General features: G+C 38.4%; 18 protein-coding genes. 14 read left to right on the forward strand and 4 right to left on the reverse strand.

Features of this window, described 5'->3' with window-relative positions:
- Window positions 1–100 precede the first annotated feature (100 nt).
- Window positions 101–2,593: a DUF5686 and carboxypeptidase regulatory-like domain-containing protein gene (locus ACL8WY_RS12745; RefSeq protein ID WP_436515140.1), complete on the forward strand. Its 2,493-nt coding sequence runs from the start codon at window positions 101–103 to the stop codon at window positions 2,591–2,593.
- 6 nt (window positions 2,594–2,599) lie between these two features.
- Here the strand turns inward: ACL8WY_RS12745 and ACL8WY_RS12750 are convergent, their stop codons facing one another.
- Window positions 2,600–5,164: a gliding motility-associated C-terminal domain-containing protein gene (locus tag ACL8WY_RS12750; protein WP_436515141.1), complete on the reverse strand. Its 2,565-nt coding sequence runs from the start codon at window positions 5,162–5,164 to the stop codon at window positions 2,600–2,602.
- Window positions 5,165–5,237: 73 nt separating this feature from the next.
- Here ACL8WY_RS12750 and rlmD point away from each other — a divergent pair, with 73 nt between their 5' ends.
- The 9 genes from rlmD to ACL8WY_RS12795 all read left to right on the forward strand — a co-directional run bounded on the left by rlmD (window position 5,238) and on the right by ACL8WY_RS12795 (window position 16,329).
- The gene (gene rlmD / locus ACL8WY_RS12755; RefSeq protein WP_436515142.1) at window positions 5,238–6,632 is read left to right on the forward strand and encodes a 23S rRNA (uracil(1939)-C(5))-methyltransferase RlmD; all 1,395 of its coding nucleotides are present in this window, start codon (window positions 5,238–5,240) and stop codon (window positions 6,630–6,632) included.
- A gap of 120 nt (window positions 6,633–6,752) precedes the next feature.
- Window positions 6,753–7,805, forward strand: a complete 1,053-nt coding sequence (locus tag ACL8WY_RS12760; RefSeq protein WP_436515143.1) for a hypothetical protein — start codon at window positions 6,753–6,755, stop codon at window positions 7,803–7,805.
- Complete coding sequence (locus tag ACL8WY_RS12765) at window positions 7,786–9,249, forward strand: B12-binding domain-containing radical SAM protein (RefSeq protein ID WP_436515144.1); 1,464 nt, start codon at window positions 7,786–7,788, stop codon at window positions 9,247–9,249. Before ACL8WY_RS12760 ends, ACL8WY_RS12765 begins: the two co-directional genes overlap by 20 nt.
- Entirely contained in the window at window positions 9,246–10,028 is a 783-nt protein-coding gene (locus ACL8WY_RS12770; RefSeq protein ID WP_436515145.1) for a class I SAM-dependent methyltransferase, read from the forward strand. Before ACL8WY_RS12765 ends, ACL8WY_RS12770 begins: the two co-directional genes overlap by 4 nt.
- The gene (locus ACL8WY_RS12775; protein ID WP_436515146.1) at window positions 10,025–11,419 is read left to right on the forward strand and encodes a B12-binding domain-containing radical SAM protein; all 1,395 of its coding nucleotides are present in this window, start codon (window positions 10,025–10,027) and stop codon (window positions 11,417–11,419) included. Before ACL8WY_RS12770 ends, ACL8WY_RS12775 begins: the two co-directional genes overlap by 4 nt.
- Window positions 11,416–12,840 (forward strand): ArnT family glycosyltransferase, encoded by a 1,425-nt coding sequence (locus ACL8WY_RS12780; RefSeq protein ID WP_436515147.1) that lies wholly within the window; start codon window positions 11,416–11,418, stop codon window positions 12,838–12,840. The genes ACL8WY_RS12775 and ACL8WY_RS12780 overlap by 4 nt, the downstream gene beginning before the upstream one ends.
- Entirely contained in the window at window positions 12,827–13,915 is a 1,089-nt protein-coding gene (locus ACL8WY_RS12785) for a glycosyltransferase family 4 protein (protein WP_436515148.1), read from the forward strand. Before ACL8WY_RS12780 ends, ACL8WY_RS12785 begins: the two co-directional genes overlap by 14 nt.
- 40 nt (window positions 13,916–13,955) lie before the next feature.
- Window positions 13,956–15,113: an SGNH/GDSL hydrolase family protein gene (locus ACL8WY_RS12790; RefSeq protein WP_436515149.1), complete on the forward strand. Its 1,158-nt coding sequence runs from the start codon at window positions 13,956–13,958 to the stop codon at window positions 15,111–15,113.
- A gap of 22 nt (window positions 15,114–15,135) precedes the next feature.
- Window positions 15,136–16,329, forward strand: a complete 1,194-nt coding sequence (locus ACL8WY_RS12795; RefSeq protein ID WP_436515150.1) for a lipopolysaccharide biosynthesis protein — start codon at window positions 15,136–15,138, stop codon at window positions 16,327–16,329.
- Between the two features lie 16 nt (window positions 16,330–16,345).
- Here ACL8WY_RS12795 and ACL8WY_RS12800 read toward each other — a convergent pair whose 3' ends face one another.
- Window positions 16,346–17,182, reverse strand: coding sequence for a sulfotransferase domain-containing protein (locus tag ACL8WY_RS12800; protein ID WP_436515151.1), 837 nt, complete (start codon window positions 17,180–17,182; stop codon window positions 16,346–16,348).
- On the reverse strand, window positions 17,175–18,056 hold the full coding sequence (locus ACL8WY_RS12805) for a class I SAM-dependent methyltransferase (RefSeq protein ID WP_436515152.1): 882 nt from the start codon (window positions 18,054–18,056) through the stop codon (window positions 17,175–17,177). Before ACL8WY_RS12805 ends, ACL8WY_RS12800 begins: the two co-directional genes overlap by 8 nt.
- 70 nt (window positions 18,057–18,126) lie before the next feature.
- On the opposite strand from ACL8WY_RS12805, the gene ACL8WY_RS12810 reads away from it, so the two are divergent.
- From ACL8WY_RS12810 to ACL8WY_RS12820, 3 genes are all read left to right on the forward strand, one after another.
- Complete coding sequence (locus ACL8WY_RS12810; protein WP_436515153.1) at window positions 18,127–18,843, forward strand: class I SAM-dependent methyltransferase; 717 nt, start codon at window positions 18,127–18,129, stop codon at window positions 18,841–18,843.
- A gap of 8 nt (window positions 18,844–18,851) precedes the next feature.
- Complete coding sequence (locus tag ACL8WY_RS12815) at window positions 18,852–20,369, forward strand: B12-binding domain-containing radical SAM protein (RefSeq protein ID WP_436515154.1); 1,518 nt, start codon at window positions 18,852–18,854, stop codon at window positions 20,367–20,369.
- 101 nt (window positions 20,370–20,470) lie between these two features.
- Entirely contained in the window at window positions 20,471–21,028 is a 558-nt protein-coding gene (locus tag ACL8WY_RS12820; RefSeq protein WP_436515155.1) for a methyltransferase, read from the forward strand.
- Here ACL8WY_RS12820 and ACL8WY_RS12825 read toward each other — a convergent pair.
- On the reverse strand, window positions 21,020–22,432 hold the full coding sequence (locus tag ACL8WY_RS12825; protein ID WP_436515156.1) for a B12-binding domain-containing radical SAM protein: 1,413 nt from the start codon (window positions 22,430–22,432) through the stop codon (window positions 21,020–21,022). The genes ACL8WY_RS12820 and ACL8WY_RS12825 overlap by 9 nt on opposite strands.
- Window positions 22,433–22,630: 198 nt before the next feature.
- Between ACL8WY_RS12825 and ACL8WY_RS12830 the strand changes: the two genes are divergently transcribed.
- Window positions 22,631–22,993: a hypothetical protein gene (locus ACL8WY_RS12830; protein WP_436515157.1), complete on the forward strand. Its 363-nt coding sequence runs from the start codon at window positions 22,631–22,633 to the stop codon at window positions 22,991–22,993.

A 22,993-nucleotide genomic window follows, 5' to 3' on the forward strand; every position in this document is an offset into this window, starting at 1 on the left:
TTGCCAAGATAGCTCACATTGAAAAACTTTAAATAAAAATGTACACGATGCAACCTAAGCATCCGTTCAAGCATTAACCTAAAAACCCTATATCAACTCAATGAAATCATTCACTTTTACGCTCACTCTAATTTTAGCGCTATCATCTTTTGCACAGACAGGTATCAGGGGCATCACGAAAAGCAATTCCGGAGAAATACTTCCATTTTCAACCGTCTATATCAAAGGGACTACCAATGGGACCACCTCCAATAGTGAGGGTTCATTCTTTTTGAAAACTCCGGCAGGCACCCATACGATCGTAGCGCAGCATGTTGGCTATAAAGTGACTGAAAAACAGATAACCCTAAGTCCCGGTCAATCGATTCGTTTTGATTTTGAACTTCAGGAACAGGCACTGAGGCTTCAGGAAGTGGTAGTAACCACAGGAGATGAAGATCCTGCATATCGTGTGATACGAGAAGCCATAAAAAAGCGGAAGTTTTATGAAAATGAGGTGAGTGCATTCAAGACGGATGCCTATTTAAAAGGCCTTTTTAGGCTGGATGATAAACCTGAGAAAATTCTGGGACAAAAGATTACCATTGATACGGGCATTCTTTATTTATCAGAGTCCGTTTCTGAGTTTTCTTTTGAACTCCCGGACAAAGTTTCTGAACGGATGATTAGCTCAAAAGTTAGTGGAAATGAGCAAGGCTTCAGTTTTAATAAAGCATCGGATTTTAATATAAACGCATATAGTAAGTTCATAGATCTGGACATGGAGCGGGAATATGCCTCACCGATTTCTCCTCAAGCATTTTTGTTTTATGATTATGAATGGCTCGGTTTTTTTGAAGAAGGTGGCAAGCTTATCAATAAGATTAAGGTGATTCCAAAACGAGCTACTGATCCTGTTTTCGAAGGAATCATTTACATCGTCGAAGATGAATGGCGATTCCACACAATTGATTTGTTCGTAACTAAAGCACGAGGGCTGGAGTTTATTGACTCGCTTAAAATCAATCAGGTGTTTGCGCCAGCAGAATATGACATTTGGATGCCAATCTCCCAGAAGTATTCTTTCAAGTTTGGCGCTTTCGGATTTAAAGGTAGTGGCTACTATATCGGAGTATATTCAAACTATAAAGTAGAGCCCAACTATGAATCCTATCGAAAAGCCAGCCTATACGAGGAAAAGTTTGAGGCTAAGGAAGAGGCAGATCTTTTTCAGGAAGAGGACTTCACACCGGAGGTCTTAGTAGTGGAAGAAGGTTCAAACGAGCGCGACAGCATTTATTGGAAAAATATCCGTCCGGTGCCTCTGACAGAAATTGAGGTTGCCGATTATCACATCAAAGACAGTATCCGCCTGGTTAAAGAAAGTGTTCCTTACAAAGATTCAGTGGACAATGAAACCAATAAACTTACCATAGGAAACATTTTTCTTAGCGGATATACGCATTCCAATAGTGTGGAAGAAAAGTACTGGTCGCTCCCCGCAGTAATTAGCATTTTTCAATTCAATACCGTGGAGGGCTTTGTACCTGAAATTCAACCGACATTGTGGAAGCAAGTAGATGGGAGAACCAAGTATTGGTTCAGACCATCACTACGCTATGGATTTTCCAATGAGCAATTCAATGCAAAACTTGAAGGAAGCTACAGGAAGCTTGATGATAAGTTTACTCGGTTTTATGGCGGAGGAGGTCGATACATCTCACAGTTTGACGAGAATGAATCGATCACTCCATTTATCAATAGCTATGTGACTTTAGTGGGCGGAGAAAACTATTTAAAAATTTTCCAGAAGTCATTTGGCTATTTCAGGTTTCAGCAGGAGTTAAAGAATGGAATTTTGATGAATACCCGGCTGGAGTATGCGTCAAGAGATACACTTACTAACACAAGTGATTTCACCTGGCATTCCAGTGATGGAGCTGATTTCACGAGTAATCAACCGATGAATGCAGAGTTGGCCCAAACAGGTTTTGCTGCGCATCAAGCGATGGTTTTTCAAGCCACATTTAGGTTTCGTTTTAAGCAGACTTATGCAACACGGCCAGACCGAAAATTCATCTACAGTTCAAAATATCCGGAAGTTTTCCTTACTTATAAGAAAGGTATTGAAGCTTTAGGCAGTGATGTGAATTTTGATTTTGTTCAAGTTAGAGTGACTGATGATATGAAATTAGGATTGATTGGAACCAGTACATATGCGATTGGAGCAGGAGCCTTTTTAAATGATGATGCGCTGACATTCGTAGATTACAAGCACTTTGCCGGTAACCAAACATCATTGAGTCAGGTAGGAAAGTCCTTCAAGTTTGAGTTGCTTCCGTTTTACCAGTTTAGTACCACTAAACCCTACTTGGAAGCTCACTATGAACACCATTTTAATGAATTCATCTTTAATAAGATACCATTGGTGAAAAAGCTCAATCTGCAGGCTGTTGCCTCGGCGAATTATCTTACTACAGAAACAATAGGCAACTATGTCGAACTTGGTGCTGGGATTGAGCACATCTTCAAGTTTATGCGAGTGGATTACTACTGGGCATTTCGAAACAGTGATTTCGTAGCAAGTGGATTTAGAATAGGCGTAGGGTTTTGATAATAATTACTTCATCAAGTGAATGTATCCTTTAAATTCAGAATTGGTGTATTTGATCACGTAGTAGTAAATCCCACTTGGGAACTGACCGCCTGTCCAGATAAAATCTCGTGAATTCGACCGGAATACCGTCGCACCTGCCCGGTTCGTAATAGCTATATATTCAAAAGTGTTGTCACAATTGTCAGGTGGTAAGTTTTGATCAACGTTGGGATTTCCCGAAAGGCTAAAAACATCATTTCTACCATCTCCATTTGGTGTGAAAATATTTGGCGGAGCAAACGCTTGTTGGCGCTCACTATCATCAAAAATTTCTACCGTCAACTTCAGGGTATCAATTTTTGAAATAGGACATGCATTGTCGGAAACCTGTAAGATAATGTCCTGCAAAGTAGAGGTTTCGCCAAATCGAAGTAAGGAACATTCCGGTTGCCATTTCAGAAGTGCGGTCGCTCGACTTTGACCGGATACTGGAAGCAATTCAAGTGTGCCGGAAGCAGGCTGTCTAACACCCTGGGCAAACTGAATTGTTATTTCATCGCCTGAATCAGAATCAAATGCTCCGATCTCGATTTCCGCATATTCGTTGACACGCAGCGATTGATTTCGTTCGATTGGGTCAAATTCAGGGCTCGAATTTTCAGGATAATTTACCTGAATGAAATGCCTCAGCGTATCAAAGTTTTTCACCTTGCACTTATCATCATCATCTGCAATGAATAAGAGTTCAAATTGCTGACCATCAATGAATCGATTGGCATCACAGGTTAAGTCCCAGGTAAAGTCAGAACTTACTGATGAATTACCAGATACTGTAGTAAATGAAGCTCCATATAATTCCGGATCGAAGTTGCCTCCAATGAATGAAAGCGTTACATCATCGCCATCTACGTCTGATGCATTGACCTCAATAGTTAGATTTGTCCCCAAGTCAACTTGAGAGGGAAAGGTATTTGAAACAGAGATTTGAGGATCATTATTGGTAGGCAAAATAACTGTAGCTTCAATAAAAACAGTGTCTCCCGGTAAGTCACAGATATCACCGTCATTTACTATAACACCAACATTGAAATTTTGAATTTGTGTGAAGTCATAAGTTTCACAATCGGTATTCCAAGTTAGTGTAGCTTGAATACTTCCTGAAGAAGCATCAATATCTATCAAGTCAAATCCCACTGTTGTTGGATCTTCTACGTCTTCTACAAATAGTGTTAACTCTAACTCGTCCCCATCCACATCAATACCAGAGATTACCTGAGAATAAATCGGGCTATCTTCTGGTCTGGTCACCGAAGCAGTGCTTGTGGAGCCAGTAGGTGGAGAATTAGATGGAGGTTCCACCTCAATAGTAAGTCGTAAGGTATCTAGCTGTGGGAGTGGGCATGCATCGTCAGAGGCAATAAGATCCAAAATAAAAGGTGCATCTCTTATCGGAGGACAATCTGGGATACAAACCTCAATTTGTAGTTGACTTTCACCACCTCCAACAGGAATTTGATTGAGGGTAAATATTTCATTGAGTTCTTCATTGAAGTTTACACCTTCCGCTCTAAGGGAAATAGTTTCTCCTATGGTCACATTTGAGACGATGAAATCAAAACATTTCTCAACGTCGCTGGCTACATAGGTAAGGATGTCTGTTTCAGGGTTGAAGGTTGGATTGCCAGGAATTTCAATATCCACACTTGGTGGATCCGGAGGATCACATCCATCCACTACCAACATCTGAAAATCTCTGCGTACTTCTCCAATCTTTTCTCCATTTCGATATTCATCAACCTTGACAGCAAAAACAAATAGACCAGTTTGATCCGGGTTGACTGTCAATAACCCCCCACTGCTAATACGCAAAGGTTGGGTTCCGCCAACCATATTGGATACTGAAAAACCATTGAGGAAGGTGACACCAAAGTGTGGCTTTGGTTGTGGAATGGGTAGGGCTACCGCTGATGAACTGTTCAGTGGTGTGACCAATGAATATACTAGAGAATCGCCATCTGGATCAACGCCCGTAAACTCCGTATAGTAAAGTTGATTGATACAGGCATAATCGCTTAGCGGCTTAAAAAGGACCGGAGAAGAATTCACAAAAATTTCCCCATTTTTCATTAGCGGTGGAATTTCCAGTACATAGTTCATTCCAGTTCCTTGAGGATTCACAATATTATTAATAGCCGTATTTCTACAGCATCGCTCCCATTGGATATAATAGCCACCCTCACTATCATATTGCTCTGGGCTTAGCTCAATATCTGCTGAATAAAACACGCGAGAAGTCTGAAGTTCATCTCTTGCACATTCAATATTGGTGTATTCTACATTTTCTATTCCACTGAGGGGAAGAGTATGTGTAGACATCAATTGGTCATCACCATTTCTGAAAATGTAGACAGTAATAAACTGATCAGCTCCGGGATTTTGATTTTGAGCTTCGTCAAAGTATTGAATGAGGTTAATTCGATACCGCCCGTCACTCAGGTAGATAAATTCGATCTCACCGCCAACGATATGGAAGGCATTGGTTACCCCAATAGTTAGGAATAGGCAAACTGTGATTAGAAACTTCTTCATCTTACCAAATACTACAACAATGAAACTACTAAAAACCCTGTAAACCAAAGGCCTGATTAGTAATTTTGCGGTAATGAAAAAAGGAGTAACGATAGATTCGCTTGAGATCACTGGCATCTCATCAGAAGGTAAAGGTGTGGGAAGAGTCAACGGGCAAGTGGTATTTGTGAAGGAAACCGTGCCTGGTGATGTAGTTAAAGCGAAGGTTGTAGGTAAGAAGAAGAAATTTTTGGAAGCCTATTCAGAAGAGCTACTGACGAGATCTGCAGACCGAGTTGAGCCTTTTTGCGAACATTTTGGATTGTGTGGTGGATGCAAATGGCAGCACATGAACTATGACGCACAATTGAAATTCAAACAGGAACATGTAGCGGAGAACTTAAAAAAGTTGAGTGGCTTGGCATTACCTGAAATCAACCCGATACTAGGTTCTGAAAAGACCAGTTTTTATAGAAACAAGCTTGAATTCACTTTCTCCAATTTCAGGTGGCTGACCAAAGAAGAAATTGATTCGGGAGAAGAATATGTGCGAACCGGCCTTGGTTTTCACATACCCAAGCAATACAACAAAATCATCGACGTAAATAAATGTCACCTTCAGGCAGATCCTTCAAACGAAATTCGATTAAGAGTAAAAGCATTCGCAGATGCTCATGATGTTCCGTTTTATGATGTAAAGAAGCAGGAAGGATTCTTAAGAAATCTGGTGATTCGGACATCAACGACTGGAGATCTGATGGTTATACTTCAGGTTTTTTACAGAGATCAAGAGTTGATTGATTTGATGCTGAATTATTTAAAACGGGAGTTGCCACAAATTACCTCATTGATGTATGTGGTGAATGAAAAAGGGAATGATTCATTCAGTGATCTAGAGGTTGAATTGTTCGCTGGCAATGATCACATCATGGAGCAGATGGGAGATCTGAAGTTTAAGATTGGCCCAAAGTCTTTTTATCAAACCAATTCCGTTCAAGCGCATGAATTGTATAAAGTCGCCACGGATTTCGCTGAACTGAAAGGAGATGAACTAGTGTATGACCTTTATACAGGAACTGGCACCATTGCGAATTTTGTGGCAAGATCTGCAAAAAAAGTAGTTGGAATCGAATATGTGGAAGAGGCTATTGCAGATGCGAAAGTGAATAGCGAACTCAATGGAATTACCAATACAGATTTCTATGCTGGTGACATGAAGGATTTACTGGGCAATGAGTTTGTCAACGCTCATGGCAAGCCTGATGTAATTATTACCGATCCACCGAGGGCGGGCATGCATCCACGCGTGACGCAGCTGCTAGCAGAGCTAAAAACAGAACGTATAGTTTATGTAAGCTGCAATCCGGCCACCCAGGCACGCGACTTGGAAGTGTTGGGTGAGGTATACGATGTAGTAAAAATCCAACCGGTAGATATGTTTCCTCAGACACAGCACGTGGAAAATGTGGTATTATTAAAATTGAAATGATGATGTAGCTTGTTTATTGGTTGTTGCAGCGACAATGTCACTAAATGTCTACCTTAATCTTATTGTGAAACGAAAGCGAATGTGTTAATTTCATTGTTCTACCATTAACGATATACATTCTTGCAACAGACAATTAAGCAGAAAATAGTTGTACATGTTTCCTATCGGAATATATTCAATGCGCCAGTTCGGATAAGTGATTGTCAAAAATGGCTTGGTATTGAAACACATAACTCCAAGAGTTTCAACGAAGCATTGGACGAACTAATAAATGAAAATCTGATTTCTGTTGAGGATGGCTTTATGTGCGTCAGGGGTAATGAAGATACAATAAAACTTCAGCCGGAAAAGGATCAATTGTCGAGCACACTATTAGCGAAAGGTGGAAAAACACTGTCGTTTTTATCAAAGTTGCCTTTCGTTAGGTACATTGGTGTCTCAGGCTCGGTCGCTGCAAACAACCCAACACTTCAGCTCAATGGCAGAGGAAATGAGTTTGTGGATTTAGATCTATTTGTTATTTGTAAATCTAACTCTCTGTGGCTTTTATTTTTAGTAGAACGAGTACTGACAAACTTTAAAAGGCTTTTTGTAGGTCATCATTTTTATTGTTTCAATTATGTCACTGATGAATCATTTCTTGAAATATACAATAAGAATTTTTATACTGCTACAGAGATTAAGAATCTGAAAACAATCTATGACGACAATATTTTTTTCTATTTCCTAAAGGAAAACAAGTGGTATGAAAAGTATTATCCCCATTCAAGAAAGAGTGAATTGGAAGATAAACAGCAAAGATATCCTAAGTGGACACTTCTTTTGGCGCCATTAAATTTTGCTTGTTTTGCCATTTTTTGTTTGGGCAGAGCCATAAAAAGACTTGAAATCGCACCACTCTTTGAAGTAGTTGAAGGGTTTAATCCTGTGCAAAAATGTAATCTCAAAAGGATTTCCAATCCGAATGGAGGATATCAAGAGGCGATTAAGAAAAAATTTCAAGATCTTCATCAAAAAAAATTTCCGAGTTACTTTTCCGAAGGGATTATGGAGGATCTTTTTCCTTCCTCCTCAGCATTTACTTTCCTACCGAAGCATAATGTCCATGACAAGGAAAATGCAGAGCTTTTTACAAAATACACCCTAAATTCGAATGAAAAGAATCCTATTTAGTCATTCTTACTTCTATAGGCTCGACGCTAAGCAATGGAGAATAGGGGAACCATACCCACCGCTCATGACCATTACTGCAGCATCATATATGCGTAATGAAGGATATGAAGTGAAACTATTTGATGTTGGTTTAAAAGCTAATACTAAGGAGCTTGAGGGAGTACTGAGTTCCTTCAAGCCTGATTACTTTGTCATTTTTGATGATGGATTCAACTACCTGACTAAAATGTGCCTAACATCTATGCGAGAGGCAGCTTTTGGCATGCAAAAAATGGCAAAAAATTTCGAAGCAACTGTTATTACGTGTAGTTCAGATTCTACTGACCATGCAGAAAAGTACCTTAACGAGGGAGCTGATTTTGTCATTAAAGGGGAGGGTGAGATAACATTAAAAGAACTTGTAGAAAATCTATCTAGCGGAGATGATGGCAAGCACGTAGCAGGCATATTTTATAAGGAAGGAAGCGACATAAAAGCATCCAAACCTCGCGGAGTAAATACAGATTTAGATTCTCTTCCTCAGGCAGCGTGGGATTTGGTGGACATAGATTCCTACCAAAAGGTATGGAAAACAAAGTCGCCAGACTTTTATCTAAATCTTGCTACAACACGTGGATGTCCATATAAATGCAATTGGTGTGCAAAACCAATTTATGGAAATCGATATAACACACGATCTCCAAAAAAGGTGGTAGATGAAATTCAATTTCATGTTGAGAATCATCAAGTCAGACATTTTTGGATGTGTGATGATATTTTTGGGTTGAAACCTGGTTGGGTGCAGGAGTTTCGTAATGAACTCAGTCAAAGGAATATCGATATTTCATACAAGATACAATCCAGGGCAGATTTGCTTCTTAAGGAAGATAATATCGACGCATTGGTTGCATCCGGTTTGGACGAGGCATGGATTGGTGCCGAATCCGGCTCTCAAAAGATTTTGGATGCGATGGATAAAGGCACAACAATCGAACAAATAGAAAAATCAACGGAGCTACTTAAACAAAAAGGAGTGAAGGTGGCATATTTCATCCAATTCGGATACCTCGGAGAAACCTTGGAAGATATAAAGAGTACCATTGCTTTGGTTTTGAAACATATGCCAGACAAACTAGGCGCTTCTGTTTCATATCCTTTACCGGGTACTAAGTTTTATGATATGGTTAAGAAAGACCTTGAGAATAAAGCAAATTGGACAGATTCTGATGATTTAGATATGATGTTTCACAACACGTATCCTCCTCATTTTTATAAAAAGCTCCATAGGTATTTGCATCAAAGATTTAGAATAAAGAGGGGATGGTTGGTACTGAGGAGAGTGCTAATGAACCCAATAAAGATGAGAGCAAGAGATGTAAAACAAATCCTTGTGGTCGGCCTTCACCTTCCGCTTTCCATTATTAATAAAGTCCAGCTGTATAGATTTTCACCATTAAAGAAATGATTGCTGACTTTGACAGAGCTGCATCTACTTATGATAAGGATTTCACTTATTCTTTAATTGGAACCTTGCAAAGAAGAAGAGTTTGGAGATTGCTAGATAAAGTTTTGGATGAGGCAAATGGATTAAAAATATTGGAGATCAACTGTGGAACAGGAGAAGATGCAAGTCGCTTCGCTCAAAAAGGAAATACTGTTGTAGCTACAGACATATCCAAGGAGATGCTAAATGTGGCTAGGAAAAAGGAAAAAGACTCTGATATTACTTTCATGAGATTAGATCTTAACGATATCGATCATGCTCAGCTCGACACAGATTTTGACTTAGTGTTTTCGAATTTTGGAGGGATCAATTGCATTGATCAGTCGGCCGTTGGCGAACTCTCCAAAGCACTTTTGCATGCATTGAAACCTGATGGAAAATTTGTAGCCGTGATTATGCCTAAAGTGTGTCTTTCGGAAAGTTTTTATTTCATAATGAAAGGAAAACCACTAAATGCTTTCCGAAGAAATAAAGGCTTTGCGGAAGTCAATGTCTCAGGCAAACAGGTAAGGACCTGGTACTACAATCCTAAGAAATTATCCCAATTGCTAGGCGCTGGTTTTGAGAAGAAAGCCTTGAAGCCGATTGGACTATTTGTATCCCCTTCTTACTTGGAATCGTTCTTTGAGCGAAACGAACGCTTATTGAAATTACTTTATTTTTTTGAACGGGTCTTTGCAAACTTTTCCTGGCAAGCAAGGTTTTCAGATCACTATTACATTCAATTTAATTTGAAATGAAGGTATACCTGACCCATGGCTACTTTATTTCTGATGATCCTAAGGAGCAGCAGATCATGAAGCCCTATCCTCCATTGGGTCTTTTGTATATTTCGGCATTTCTATCTGAAAACAATGTTGAAAATAAGGTTTTTGATAGCACCTTCTCATCTTTTAAAGATCTGAAAGAAGATCTAAAAGAAGTTCGACCTCATGTTCTGGCTATTTATGCAAATTTGATGACCAAGGTGAATGTAATACGCATCATGAAATTTGCCAAGGAATTTTTACCTGAGACAAAGATCGTTTTGGGAGGCCCTGATGTTACATATAATATCTCCAACTACCTTAAATACGGAGCTGATTACATTGTGATCGGAGAGGGCGAAGAGAGCATGCTCGGTTTGGTCCAATGTCTGGAAAAGAAAGGGGATGTAAACGATGTGGATGGTGTGGCTTTCCTTGATGAGCTTGGTGTGGAAGTTAAAACCAAACCAAGGATTAAAATACGAGAGATTGATAGCCTGCCTTTTCCTAATAGAGAAAGTATAGACATCAAGAAATATTTATCGGTTTGGAAAGAGTTCCACGGAGAGAGTGCATTAAATGTTAGTACGCAAAGAGGCTGTCCCTACACCTGTAAATGGTGCAGCACGGCGGTATATGGTCAAAGCTATCGCAGGAGGTCTCCAGAAAAAGTGGTTGAAGAGCTTACATTATTGCAGGAAAGATATAAACCAGATACTTTTTGGTTTGTGGATGATGTATTCACAGTGAGTCATAAATGGCTAGATGCATTTGTTGAGGAGCTACAATCCAAATCTTTAGAAATAAAATTTGAATGTATATCTCGTGCCGATCGAATGAATAAAGATGTGATAGCTAAACTTAAGCAAGCCGGATGCTTTCGGGTATGGATTGGTGCTGAAAGTGGATCACAGAAAATCATTGATAAGATGGATCGACGAGTGAAGGTAGAGGATGTGAGAGAAATGATAATAGCAACTCGGGATGCTGGAATAGAAGCTGGCACTTTTATCATGCTGGGTTATCCGGGGGAAACGCAAGAAGATATTGAAGAAACGCTTCATCATTTAAAGGTTAGCAATCCGGATTATTATACTATCACGCTTGCTTATCCAATCAAAGGAACCGACTTGTATACCGAGATTGAGAATGATATTGTGAGTCAGCCACCATGGGCGGCAAGCACAGATCGAGATATAAGATTTAAAAGATCCTATTCTGACAGTTATTACAAACAAGCCAATAGGTATGTCATGTCTTCAGTAGCTTTTCATAAACTGAAAGTAAATGCCAATGCGTTAAATTGGCTCGGGTTAAAGCTTTTCTTAAAATCTACACTATCTAAATTTATGATGTGGTTTTTATTGAGGTATCAAGAAAAATGAAAACCGGGTACTTACCGTACCTTTACGTATTTGTTGCATTTCTAGTCGTTAGGTTTTTGATTGGATTTGATGGCTTGTATGGACAGGATAGCTACGAATATTTACGCTACTCCGCGGCAATGCATCAATATTTTACCGAAGGATCCCATCCCGGGGATTACTTCTGGTCCGTTGGATTCCCAATTCTTGTGGCAATTTTTTCTCTTATAGGAATACCTGTATTAACAGTCATTCAAGGGGTAAATTTTTTGTCGCTTTTAGGAATCATCTATTTTTCGAATGGCATCATTAAAGAGTTGAATAAAGATGCTGAGTACACTTCTATCTATCTAATAATCGTGCTGGCCTCATCACCCTTTCTAGTTCAGTCCAGCCTGGTCATCATGACAGATATATTCACCACTTTTGGAATAACTGGCGCTTTTTTATTTGGGTTGAAGTACAAAAAAAATCTCAAATGGAAATGGCTTTTTTTGTTTACTATTCTGTCTTGTTGTGCCGTATTTACCAGGTATGTGGCAATTCTTCCTCTGTCAATATTAGGCATCATGGTGATTGTAACATGGCTAAAAAACATCAAGTGGCTTCATATCTCAGTATTAATAATACCAGCCATATTCATCATACTCCATTTTCATTTCAAGCAGAATGAAACAGGTTCGTTCCTATCCCATCAGTGGCTTTTAAACTGGAGTCCCTTGAACATGCTGAAACGATCGTTTGAGACAGTCGATGGTTTTCATTTATATACCATACCCAACCTATTTTATGCATTTAGTTCATTCGTTCACGCGGGCTTTTTAGTAGCCGGCAGCTTTTTGCTTCTTGTTTATTTGAAGCATTCCAGTAAGAATAAAACTCAAAATCATTCACTTTTAATAGTCGCCAGCATCGCCATATATGCATTATTTTTAGCTGGAATACCCTTTCAAAACAAGCGTTTCCTGCTAATCACCTTCCCTTTAATAGTGGTATGGCTATACCCAGCCTTTCATACGATTGTATCGTCCCTTAAAAGGAAACCTATATTTAAAAGCCATTTTTTCGTTATCGTAACAGTAAGTTTGATAGCAGTTAATTCACTTTTGGCGGTATACGTTATGGATGGGTCTGTCAAAAGAAGTTTGTTGGAAAAAAACATAGCCAGACAAATGGCTCCTTATGAAGGTAGAACCTTGTATGGATTTGATATAGATATTGCTCTTCAGGGAAGAGGTTGCGATTTCAATTATAAAAACCTGTGGAAAGAGGAGTACCATAATTTTGATGGTGGGAGTTTGGTGATTTTTAATCCCGATAAATTAGCTATTCAGTGGTCAGGAAAGAACCCAATGATCAACTGGCAAAAGCTCAATGAAAATCATGAGTTGACACTGTTAAAATCCTTTGACGAAGGCTGGAATCTTTATGAAATCAAGTAGTGAAAAACATATTCTGATTTTAACACCAGGTTTCCCGGAAAGTGAAGAGGACAGTGCGTGCATTCCAGCATTGCAGATTTATATGAAAGCTTTGAAAGCTACAGGGAAGCTTGGAAAAATAAGTGTAATTGCCTTCCAATATCCTTATGCGAGTAAAGCATTTGTCTGGAACAAAATCAGGGTCTATCCTCTAAATGGAAGAAATAGAAGAAGACTATTCAAACCGCTCGTTTGGATCAGGGCATTATATACATTTCTCAAAATTAACAAGAAGAGTAAGGTTGATTTAATACACAGCTTTTGGTATTCAGAATGTGCTTTTGTTGGAAGTATAATTTACTCAATATTCAAAGTGCCGCATGTTTCAACCTTTATGGGACAGGATGCATTGTCTCCAAACAAGTTTACAAAAATCATGCTTAAAAAGCCTTTTGTAGTGTCGCTTAGCCAGTTTCATGAAGAGACTATCCGACAAAACTTAAATATTGCTTCAAATGAAATTATTCCTTGGGGAATTGATAAAAGTGAATTCGAAAATGAATTCAAAAGTGACAGGCCAATAGATGTTTTAGGTGTTGGGTCATTGATTCCATTGAAAAACTATTCTTTATTCATAGAGGTAATCCATGACTTAGTGGGAAAGGGTAATCAACTAAAATGTATTATTCTGGGGGCTGGCCCAGAATATGAGATATTGAATGACAAAATTGCTGCGTGTAATTTGTCCGAGACAATTGAACTGAAAGGGGAGGTAGATCGCCAAACGGTGTTGGATTATATGAACCAAAGTAAGGTTCTATTACATACTTCCGGTTATGAAAGCTTCGGTATGGTCTTTATTGAAGCATTGCATTCAGGTGTTAAAGTTGTTTCAAAACCGGTTGGGTGCTTTCAGGAAAGTGACACTTGGAAAACCGGAGAAAGTAAAGGGAGATTGGTTGAAGCAGTATCGAAGTTTCTTTTGAATAATGATGTAAGGCATTTGCAGTCAGGACTTGATATTAGTAATACGATTGATAGCTATTTAACCATTTACGAAAAAGTTCAAGACTCAACTGAAAAGCTGGTAGAATAGATATTGCTCATTCTTGACGAATATCAATTTAAACTTAACTATGAATGGACATAGAAATATTATTCACAAAAATCACTTGATTAATTTCACGTTGTTCCTCGCCAGTTCGGTTGTTTCGTTGATCATACTCGAGTGGGTGTCAGGACTGTTTTTCTCAAGTGATGAATATAAAGTATGGTATCCTAATGTTGAGTTTAGCTTTAACATGAAACCAGGGCTACTGCCAGGGGTAAATGAGCTTGTTGAATTTCAAATCAATAGTGAGGGTATGATAGGTGATACGATCTACAGTGATGCTACATATCGAATTCTTGCTGTGGGTGGAAGCACGACGGAATGTCTGATGTTAGGATCCAAGGGAGGTTGGCCTTATTTACTTCAGAATAAACTCAATCAAAATTATCCTAAGAGTAAAGTCTGGGTAGGAAATTTGGGCCGAAGCGGTTTGCATTCTGAAGATCATGTATTGGCTGTAAAACACTTACTTCCCCAATTACCTAAAATTGATGCTTTGATAGTGTTGGCTGGTGTAAATGACCTTCAAAAAAGAATGACACTACAAAAAGATTATGAGTCTTTTGGGGATCCTAACCTTTATTCGCACGCCTTTCATATTTATCCGAATAAGCATAATGGTTCATTTTTGAAAAAGACCAATATTTGGGCTCTTTTAAAGAAATTTAAGAAGTATTATCAGTTGCGTAAGAATCGAGAAATGAGCCATGATCAGGTAGAATCTTTCTATCAGAAAAAAAGGGAGCGAAGAAAAGACGCTCTCAAATTGGAAGAACTTCCGGATGTGACAAATGCTGTCGATAATTATAAGGAGAGGATATCTGAAATCATTCAAATTGCTCGATCGCAAAATATAAGAGTTATCTTTCTCACACAGCCTACTATTTGGAAAGAGAACTTTCCTGAAGGCTTGAAGAAATATTTACTTACTGGTGGGGACAATATTCCCGGAACCTCAAAACAAGCGGCATATTACAGTGTTAAGGCGTTGGCTAATGGAATGGAATTGTATAATCAGAAACTTTTGGAAGCATGTGGAGAAGCGAATGTTGAGTCGATTGATCTAGCTTCTATTATACCTAGAGATATCACTTATTTTTATGATGACATGCATTTTAATAAAAAGGGCGCAGCTGAGGTAAGTAATGTTTTGAATAGCTACTTTCTAGAAAAAGGAATGTGATCGCATTAGAAATTATCTCCAAATGAAGGTTTTCGATATCATATCAGATCGAAAGTTTAAAGTAGTCACTGCGAATAGTTTGAGAAATATTGTTGTTCCAATTACTGGAATATCAATTTCCCTTTTAACAATAGCTAATTCTTCCATAGAGATCTGGGGAGAATTTGTGAACTACCAAATCGTAATAGGTATTGTAGGTACGATTTTAAGCTTTGGAAGTAATGAGTTTTTACTTAGAAAATTTTCGAAAGAACCTTCCAAAATTCGAGAATCATGGCAGTCTAATGTTTCAAGTCGAATCCCTTTACTGATTTTGGGGATCGGTTTTTTGAGACTCATTTATAGCCAATCAGAAAGTGTAATACTTCCCTTTCTTATTCTGTGGTTGATCTTCAATTATATCAATAAAACTTTCGATCCGCTCGTATTATATAAAAAACTCTTCTTGCAGGCTACCATTATAGAGGTTGTCTTGCTGTCATTTTCGGTAGCCTATTTGCTATTTATTGATACCATCGACACCTATCAATTGTGTTTTCTTTATAGTACGATAAGCATTGTCCGATTTATCCTTTTGCTACCTTTTCTGTATACAGATACTTTTAGATCCTTTAGATTTTTATGGGATATAGAAAACACAAAAGGAGCGGTCTCCTTTTTTATGTCCAGCATTACGGGAATGCTAAATTCCAGAATTGATCTCTACTTAATTAGTCTAACGCTCTCCAATTCAGAAGTAGGGGCTTATCAGGTAATCACCAGTTTTCTGTTACACCTTCAGTCAGTGGCTGGATTCACCTTATCTCCATTTGTTAAAAATATTTATCGCACCTCCATTAAGGTGAATTTTAAACTTTCCAAAAAACTGTTTTTAACTGGTCTGCTAATTACCATTGGTTTTATGCCGGTCTTTCATCTTATTTTGAGTGAACTCTATCTCATTGAAATTGATTGGATCGCCTATCTGATTTTCATACCATACGTGACTCCAATATTCTATTCATTACCTATTATCTATTTGTTGTATAAGAATGAAAAGGAGAGAACAGTTACAATGGTGAATGTTGCCAAACTAATTTTCAACGCTGCACTTATCATGATCTTAATTCCAATTTATGGAATACTGGGAGCTCTTCTGGCATGCGCGATTTCAAATATCTTGGTAAGTGGCTACTATGGAATTTCAAGGAACAGACTGCAAAGCATAAAAATCTAATCGATTGGTAAATCGATTACCACTGAAAGTGAGTTCCAAGTTTTTCTTTGAGCTTTAGGAGATCTTCTTCGAAGTATTTTTTATACCTATCATAGTCTTCCTTGGACAGGGTGCCATATGCTCTTGCATTCTTTGCAGAAACGTCGGGCGGATAGACTTCAGACAACCCCAGATAATCATATACTTTTTTTAATTCTCTTTTTGTGTTGTCAAAAAGGTCTTCACTTTTCAGTATCAGCATATTTTCCAAAGGAAAATGTTGTGACCAGTTGCTCAGTTGTTCAAAGTATAACCCTCTGGAGAAATAGCTAAAAGTCTGATGGTCTATGCTGTAATATTTAGGATTGCTGAGAATTTTCCCCTTCTCTTTCTCCACCCTTGATTGCTCCAGTTTGATAGCTTCATCAAATGAGCTGGCAGGTTCAATATCCTTTATCATGTTATAGTGAGAGTGAGCTCTCAAAACAGGATTTCGGAGGAGGAGAATAATCTTTACATTGGGTAAAGTCTTTTTCACTCGTTCAGGCACTAACGGATGAAAAAAGTAGTATGGAGTAGCTTCACCTGTCAATTTTTTCACATTTTTTTTCGGGAAAAGAGACTGATAATATCTCATTCCAAAGTGGTAATATTTGGTGTAAAAATTGAGTTCTTTCCTTCTAGCCATCTCCACTTCTGGATGTTGGGAGATATACTCAAACATGGATGTTGAACCTCCTTTGTGAACCCCAATTATTAAGAAATCTGGCTTCTTTCTTTTATGTGCAGAAAACCAATAAAAGAAATCTGAAATCAACCAGGGAATAGTTTTTCTCCAGACCCTTAATCTATTTTTTAGTGGAAAATCAGGCATGTAAGAGACCTTTTTCTTGATAAGCGAAGTGCATCTGCCAGCTTTTTTCCCCCTCAATCAATTCCTTCAAATAGGAGAGCAAGTTTTTTCTGTATTTGTATGTACGAAACCCCATTTTCTTAACTCTTTCGAGTTCCGTCTCTGTGAATGCACCAAAAAACTCTTTGATTTTTATTGAAAACCCTTCCTTCTTTTCAAAGTCATCCATTTCCTTGTTAAATGCTTTTGTTGTTAGCTCTTTATTGGCGGTCATAATTACTCCAGTGACCAGCATTTCACCTCTTACTGTTAGGTTTTCATTGATCAATTTTTGTAAAGTTTTAAAGGGATCTTCAAAGTATACAATCATACGGTTTATTATAATCAAATCGTATCTTCCTGCAATGAGATCTAGCCTTTCTAGGTTCATCTGAATCGCCATCCAATCATGATTGGAATAATGCTGCTTTGCTCCAAGCCCGTCATATGGATCAATGAAATAATCAACAGCTGTTACTGAATGACCCATATGGTTTAGATGGTTCGTTAACCAACAATTCCATGCGCCGATTTCAAGAATGTTTAAGTTGGATTTCCCTTTTAAATATTTCTTTATCAGTAATAGATCCCTGGCTTTAGCTTTCCAAGAGGCCTTACCCAAATCATTGGAAACATAAGGTAGCCTGTCATAGGTCGAAGCATTTTTGATTTTTATATTTTCACGTTCTCTATATGCCTGAAACTTACTTTCAAACGGCACATACCACTTAGCAAAAGAAGGCTCATGCAAGATGTGTACGCCATATTTGTTTTCTATATGATGGCCTTCATCACATTTCAGATGCCCATTGTCATCGAAGAGAGGGTGCTCACAAATAGGGCATTTAAGACTCATTCTTATGGTATAGTGTCAGTTTTACGCCTAAATTATCAATTCAATCTTAATAAATTGCCAACGCATCCAAATGGCACTTGAAAAACACATCCAGCTAGAAGAAGCATATCTCAAGATTAGGGATAAAGAAAAGAGAATCTACTCAGACATGGAAGTCAAAATATTACCCTATGGAATTCCTAAGAGCCATGTTCATTTTAAGGAATGGAAGATTAGGCAACTCTCTTTGGAGAAGCTCATAAGCATTACCCAAGAAAAAAACTATAAGAGAATTCTGGACCTTGGGTGTGGCAATGGATGGATGTCTCATCAATTAAGTAAGAGAAATTTCGAGGTGGTAGGTCTAGATATCAATGACTTTGAACTAGAACAAGCGAGAAGAGTATTTAAGAAAGACAACTTGAGTTTTATCTATGGTGATATATTTGATGATTTGCAGATCGGTACTTTTGATTTGGTAGTTGTCTCAGCAGCGTTTCAATACTTTCAAGATCCTCAAAAGTTGATCAAAAGATTATTTAAGTATTTGAATCCGGAAGGAGATGTAATCGTAATGGATACATTTTTCTATGAGCCAGGTGAAGTAGCCAAAGCACAGGAAAGATCCATTGGTTACTATACTAAAATGGAAGTGCCACAGATGAGTAAGTACTATTTTCACCACTGCAAAGATGTTTTTAAGCCTTTTCGATCTAAATTGATCTATGTTCCTGGTCCAATGCAAAGAACCTTGGGAAGGCTTGGCAGAATATACAATCCATTCCCAATTCATCTCATTCATAAATAGCCTATTTGATGTCAAAAGTCATAATATTCAATCCTCGCAGTGCCAATGGAAAGCATAGAATACCAAATTCTATCTTACAAGTGGGAGCGTCTATCCATGGAAAATATGAGTATGTGTTTGTTGATGGCAATCTTGAGGCTGACCCATGGGAAAAGATAAATGCTTATTTGAGCACCAACGAGTTTTCGTACTTTGGTTTGACCGTGATGCCCGGGCCACAGCTAAAGCAGGCCATTCCGTATAGTAAGCAGGCCAAAGAGCTCTACCCTAATCTTAAAGTTATTTGGGGAGGATATTTTGCCTCCAATCAATACAAAGTGACTTTAGAGTCCGGTTATGTAGACTTCATTGTTAATGGACCTGGCGACAATACATTTCCGGAGCTAATATCTGCTTTAGAAGCCGGTGAGACTGAAAAGATGCCTGAGATAAAAAACTTGATCTATTTTGACAAAGAGAGAAAAATAAAGAAAACTCCAGTAGAAGCTTTGTTGGATCAAGATCAACTCCCTGATCTGCCATACACTCATTTAGACAGTTTCTATCCAATAGAAAAATACCTTTCTAAAACCTTTTTGGGCAAAAGGACCCTTGCCTATCACTCAAGCATGGGCTGTCCTTTTACATGTTCGTTTTGTGCAGTAGTTCCTATCTACAATGCCAAATGGAAAGGAAAGTCAGCTGAAAAAATTTATCAAGACATCAAGTACTTTAAAGAGAAGTATGATTTAGATGCCATAGAGTTTCATGATAATAACTTTTTCACCTCGAAAAAAAGAGTCTTGGAGTTCTCAGAATTGGTAAAAGATGACAACATCGAGTGGTGGGGCGAAGGTAGGATTGACACGATCAATCTTTACAATGACGAGGAGCTGACCAAGATGCATGAAGCTGGATGTAAGATGATTTTTCTTGGTGCCGAAACAGGAAATGATGAAGTGCTAAAGCAAATGAATAAAGGAGGAACACAGTCAGGTCAAATGATCAAAGATTTTGCTCTCAGACTAAAGAACATTGGGATAATTCCAGAATTTTCATTTGTCTTGGGCATGCCTGGGGATACAGAAAAGCAAGTTTATGATCAGATACTTTGGGACATCAACTTCATTAAGGAAATCAAAGAAATTAATCCAGATGCTGAAATAATAATCTACATCTACAGTCCTGTTCCAACGGAAGGGTCTGATTTGTATCAGCAAATAATTGATGCAGGATTCAGCTTCCCGACGGTCTTAGAAGATTGGATTTCACCGACGTGGGAAAATTTTGATTTGAGAAAAAATCCACTAACACCGTGGCTCACACCAAAGATGATAGATACGATCCGAAATTTCGAAGTAGTGCTTAATGGTCTTTATCCTACTGCATCGGATTTTAGGATAAAAGGATTGGTGAAATATGTCTTGAAGTCTCTGGCATCATGGAGGTATAAAAGTGGTGTATATGGTATGCCATATGAGATTAAGGCAATTCATAAATTATGGAAGTATAGACAACCTGAAAAAGAAGGCTTCTATTCTGAATAATGGGTTTTCAAACATTTATACAACGTGTCCTTAGGACATTATATAATCGATACAAACTAAAACCAAGATCATATTCCTACAAAGGGTTAAAAATAAAGGTCTTGCCGGAAGTCTTTCATCCGGGTTTCTTTTTCAGCACTAAGTATCTGTTGGAGTTTTTGTTAGAGAATAGATCGATTCCAAAAAAGAAGATTTTGGAATTAGGTGCCGGCTCAGGCTTAATCTCAACCTACCTGGCAAAAGAAGGAGGCGAAGTTTATGCTTCGGATATAAATTCACTAGCTGTTGAAAATGTCAAGTTAAACGCTCAGATGAATGGTCAACAGGTTACTGTTTATTGCTCCGATTTGTTTGACGATATACCGCAGACCGTCTTTGATTATATCCTCATCAATCCTCCATACTATCCTAAAAAGCCGACTAACAACGAAGAAAAAGCTTGGTACTGTGGCGAAGATTTTGAGTATTTTCAAAAGCTATTTGCTCAGCTATCGAGATTTGTAAACAAGGATTCTGAGGTGTTTATGGTGCTAAGCGAAGATTGCGATTTGCAAAAAATTGAGGGATTGGCCAATCAAGATAACTGGAGCCTATCGATTGAAGATAATCGTGTCTTTATAGGTGAGCAATCAACCATATACCATATTTCACTAGGATAGTTTTTGGGCTGGCTTGATCAGTTCAATAATTTTTCGATCTATTGGCAGTTTAAAATTGTATTTAGATAACCTCCAGCTTGCTAGTTTCGCTAATGGAAACGCCCACTTATGAGACACTTTGGCCAGACTGTTGTAAAACTTGAAATGCTCTACAAACTGGTATTTCTCTGGACTGACCCATGGTCCTGTTGAGCCCACGTAATCAAAGTTGGACCAATCCTCTAATGTGTCAGGTAGCTGATATCCATTTGCGACCACATCATTGGTAATGTGGCTTCCGGGATAGGGTTTAAAGTAAAATATTGGTGTTTGAAATAAAGGAGACATCCGGTTTAGCTCCAACGCCATCTTTATGCTTTTCTGAAAGCTGTCTTCACTCTCATTGGGGAAACCTACTATGAATGGGAAAATGACTCCAATTCCATTTTTCTGACACCGTTCAGCACAAAGATGGACATGTTCCATTTTGATATCCTTCTTTAGCCAATCCATCATTTCTTGAGAGCCGGATTCAACGCCAATTAGAACCCTCCGCAAACCATTAGAAGCGAGGCTGGCAAAGTCTTCTTCGCTGAGTCTATTGCCTTGATCAGCACGCATGGTTCCAGCCCATGTGATATTGACTTTCCTTTTGCTCAGTTCCTCGGCAAATTCAAGGATTCGATCACCGTATGTAAATAAGGTTTCATCCTGAAAATTCAGATCAGTGAAATTGTATTTTTCGTAATAAAATTGAATTTCTTCTGCCATTCTCTCGGCAGAATAAGCGGAAAATTTTCTTTGAAACACATGCGGGTCCGCGCAAAATGTGCATCTAAAGAAACAACCTATAGATGAAATATAATCGAACTGCCTGCGGCCCTTTTTTTTGAAATATGCTTCTACATCTACGAGATCGTAGTTTAAGCGAGGCAATTCATCCATGTTAATCATGGGCCTCATCGGATTCTGAACAAAATTGTCTTTGTGATCTCTATATGTTAAGCCTCGGATACCTTCAAAGGGTTTCCCTTTAGAAATAGCATCTACGATTTCTGAAAAAGTTTTTTCACCCTGAGCTTGGACGGTAATGTCCACACTTTTTTCATCTTGCAAAGTCTTTTTTGGAAATAACGATGGATGCCAACCTCCCCATACAGTTATAATTTCAGGGTTCAGATCTTTCACCTTACGTGTTATCTGGACTGCATCTTTTATTGGAGCTCCGGTAAGGACGCTTACTCCAAAAGCAATTGCTCCTTCTATTTCCGAAAGTACATGTTCATGTGCATGTTCATCTAATCTTCTATCAATGATTAAAATCTCATATTTATCGGGATCCAAGTATGAGGCAATTGAGAGAAGTGCCAGAGGCATATCAAAAAATACTGCTTCGGGATTATAGAGTACGATTTTATGTTTCAAGATCCAGGATTTGGTCTGCTAGAGTTTATTGTGAATATCGTTCATAGTGAATTAAGTACAAAGAGCAGAACTATATAATGTATGAATTCAGATGTCGTATTAATCAATGATCTCATAAAGATTCTATGCAGAATCAATCAAACTCCTTTTACCTTTGGGAGGCAAATCAATTCTTCTAATTAAATCAGGCAGGTCTAGATGCATAACGATCCAGAATTAGATCCAAAACAGCTAGGAAGAGTTTCTTCCGATTTTGTAAAGGTGGCCGAACCACTCCGTGAAGCTTCGTATGCTATTCGAAAGCAGGACTTTTCCAAGTATCCAATCTTTCCGATGTGTCAGGTGAGTCAACCGATAGGCCAGGTTTTGGTGGAGGCTTTTCAGGCAGAGAACAACTGGCACTATTATGCATCATTTCTGGAAGAATTTACGCAGCGCGGGTTGATTGAAGACGAGAAAATTTTCAAAGAAAATTTCAAAGATCCGGACGAATTTTGTTGCTTGTTTGTAATAGATGAGCAGTTCACCAACTTTGTATTCGTGCCATATCCAATCGATTAG

It is taken from the genome of Ekhidna algicida (assembly GCF_051379705.1).
Taxonomy (GTDB): Bacteria; Bacteroidota; Bacteroidia; order Cytophagales; family Cyclobacteriaceae; genus Ekhidna.